Raw genomic sequence first — 3,201 nt, 5'->3', positions numbered from 1 at the left:
GATTATATATTGCATTAGCTAAGTATTTGAAAAATATTAAGATACTTTATTCTTTAATAGGAGTTTTTGCAATAACAGTATTTATAGAAGGATATTCAACAATACCAGCCCTTACAATGATTTTACAGTTTATAGATAATATTATTGGAGGTTTATTAAGTGGATATGTAATGACACTTATGACTAAAATAACAGATCAAGAGTATTTAGGTAAGGTAAACGGGATTACATCTACACTCATGTATTTTGGATTAATGGTATCTTTTATCTTATCAGGCGTAATAGTTAAATATTCATCTATAGTAGTAGCTTTTTCAGTAGCTAGTTTAACATTTGTCGTATGTTTTATTATGCTTTATATAGAGAGTAAAAGAGGATTGCTTGACGAAGTTAATAATTAATATATGAAAAATTTATATCATATAACTATAAATATGATATAAATTTTTTTATTTCGAGGAAATTTTGATTTATCTGGTTTGTAGATAAATATTATTTAAAATATGACATACAGTTGTCCTATAAAAGCGTTAATATAATATTGTATAAATAGACTGATAATAAAAGATACTTGTGATGATAAGTTGAACAATTTAGTAAAAACAGTTGGGTTGAGTAGTATTAATAAAACTGAAATAGTAGAGAAACAATTATTTTGTAAGATGTCTGATATAATAAAGTAAATACAAAAAGAGGACACTTGATGTATTTACTAAATTATAACAGATAGTTATATAGTAAATAAATTATATTATAGTTCAATAAAATAACTATATTAAGACTGAACAATATAATTTTATATAATAAAATATAATAATTAATTAAGGAGTAATATGAAAATTAATAGATTAACGGAAATCATATTAATACTTTTAAATAAAAAAAATATAACAGCAAAAGAACTAGCTGATAAATTTCAAGTATCTATAAGAACTATATATAGAGATATAGAAACCCTATCATCATCAGGAGTTCCTGTATATATGAATAAAGGAAAAGGAGGAGGAATATTTTTATTAGAAGATTTTTCAATAAATAAAGCCATATTATCAGAAAATGACAAACATAGCTTGACTTTAGCATTAAAAGCATTATCTTCAATTCAATATCCAGAAGTTAACTCAATAATCAATAAAGTAGGATTTATAAAAAATAAAAACAATGAAGAAGAATGGATTGATATAGACTTATCAAGATGGGGTAGCAAACTTAGAAAAGATGATAAATTTACAAAGGTAAAAGATGCCATATTAAATAATCAATTAATAGAATTTACCTACGTAAATAGTTTAGCAAACAAATCTATTCGAAAAGTAGAGCCTAGCAAACTTATTTATAAAGGGCAAAGCTGGTATTTATATGGTTATTGTAGATTAAAAAAAGATTTTAGACTTTTTAAGATAAGTAGAATAAAGGATTTAATTTTAAAAGAAGAAGTATTTGAAAAAAGAAGTATTGATTCTATAGAATCAAATATGATGGAACAGAATGTAGAAAACATAGTTAAATTAAAATTGAAAGTAAAAAGAGAAGCTTTATATAGATTATTTGATGACTTTGATGAAGAATCAATAATTGATAATAATGATGGAACATATGAAGTAAATATAGAATTTCCAGAAAATGATTGGTTATATGGATATATTCTTTCTTTTGGACCTTATGTAGAAGTATTAGAGCCTGCACATATAAGAAATATTGTATTACAAAGAATGAAAGAAACTATAAAAATTTACAGTAAAATTTAAATAATAGATGTAATTAAGTGTTATAGATAAAAAATAATTAGTAAGTCATAACAAATATGAGAGAGTAGATTTATATGCACTTGGAAAATAGGAGAGAAACAATGAAACATGAATGGAGAAAAAAAGAAAAAAATTACTATCTACCAAAAACTAAACCAGAGATAGTAAATATTGAAAAGTTTAAATTTATACAATTAAAAGGAACAGGAAATCCAAATAGCGAAGAATTTTCTGAAAGAGTAGGAGTATTATATTCCTTATCTTATACCATAAAAATGATGCCTAAAAAGGGGATAAATCCAAATGGATATTTTGATTATGTGGTATATCCTTTAGAAGGAATTTGGGATTTAGATGAAGAAGGAAGAAAAAAAGAGGAGTTTGATAAAAATAATTTAGTTTATAATATAATGATTAGGCAGCCAGATTTTGTTACAGAAGAAATTTTTAAACTAGCTTTAGAGAGTGTAAAAGAAAAGAAGCCAAATAAGCTATTAGATGAGGTTGTATTTGGTGAAATAGAAGAAGGTATGTGTGTTCAAATGATGCATATCGGACCATTTGATAATGAATATAAAACCTTTGAAGTTATGAAAGAATTTTGTAAAGATAATAATTTATTAATAAGAAATATGGCTCATAGAGAAATTTATATATCAGATTTTAGGAAGACATCTAAGGACAAGCTAAAAACAGTTTTAAGATATAGGGTGAAAACTGAGTAAAGGAGAAATTTATTATGAAAATAATAGATGTTAATTTAGAAAATCTAGAGGAAGAACATATATGTTGTGCTATTTCTGATAAAAAGGGAGAATGTCAGGTATCTTCAAAAAAAGCATGGTTAAGAGAGAGATTTGAAGAGGGATTAGTGTTTAAAAAAGGTGATGTAAGAGGCAAAGTTTTTATTGAATATATACCAGCAGAAAATGCTTGGTGCCCTATTGATGCAGATGGATATATGTTTATTAACTGTCATTGGGTTTCTGGAAAATATAAAAAACAAGGGATAGGGAGTCAATTATTAGAAGAATGTATAAAAGATAGTAAGATAAAAGGTAAAAAGGGGTTGGTTGTGTTAAGTTCAAATAAAAAGAAACCATATTTATCAGATCCAAAATATTTAAAAAATAAAGGCTTTGTTGTAGCTGATACTGCAAATCCTTATTTTGAGTTATTATATCTACCTTTTGAAGAAAATATGAGCATACCAAAGTTTAAAGATATAGTAAAAGAAAATAATGAAAATAACATTGAACAAAATAATATTAATGAATCTGGGTTTGTATTATATTACTCAAATCAATGTCCATTTACTTCTAAATATGTTTCTATAATAACTGATTATGCAAAAGAAAAAGACTTAGATTTTAGATTAGTTAGATATGAAAACAAAGAACAGGCACAAAATTCAATCACACCATTTACTACATACAGTTTATATTATAATAAT

General features: G+C 24.7%; 4 protein-coding genes. All 4 read left to right on the top strand.

Features of this window, described 5'->3' with window-relative positions; genetic code table 11:
* On the top strand, positions 1-401 hold a 401-nt coding region (locus tag J7G74_RS11285), incomplete at its 5' end, for an MFS transporter (protein WP_297135362.1).
* 432 nt (positions 402-833) lie between these two features.
* Positions 834-1,748, top strand: a complete 915-nt coding sequence (locus tag J7G74_RS11280; RefSeq protein WP_297135361.1) for a helix-turn-helix transcriptional regulator — start codon at positions 834-836, stop codon at positions 1,746-1,748.
* A gap of 101 nt (positions 1,749-1,849) precedes the next feature.
* Complete coding sequence (locus tag J7G74_RS11275; protein WP_297135358.1) at positions 1,850-2,473, top strand: GyrI-like domain-containing protein; 624 nt, start codon at positions 1,850-1,852, stop codon at positions 2,471-2,473.
* Positions 2,474-2,487: 14 nt separating this feature from the next.
* The coding region (locus tag J7G74_RS11270) for a GNAT family N-acetyltransferase (RefSeq protein WP_297135356.1) at positions 2,488-3,201 on the top strand (714 nt) is incomplete at its 3' end.

The organism is Terrisporobacter sp. (assembly GCF_017888745.1).
Classification (GTDB): Bacteria; Bacillota; Clostridia; order Peptostreptococcales; family Peptostreptococcaceae; genus Terrisporobacter.
This window is presented reverse-complemented; position numbering and strand designations above follow the sequence as displayed.

What these genes read in the sequence shown, in the direction of transcription:
- J7G74_RS11275 (WP_297135358.1), top strand. Translation starts at nt 1,850, where the DNA reads ATGAAACATGAATGGAGAAAAAAAGAAAAAAATTACTATCTACCAAAA.
- J7G74_RS11280 (WP_297135361.1), top strand. Translation starts at nt 834, where the DNA reads ATGAAAATTAATAGATTAACGGAAATCATATTAATACTTTTAAATAAA.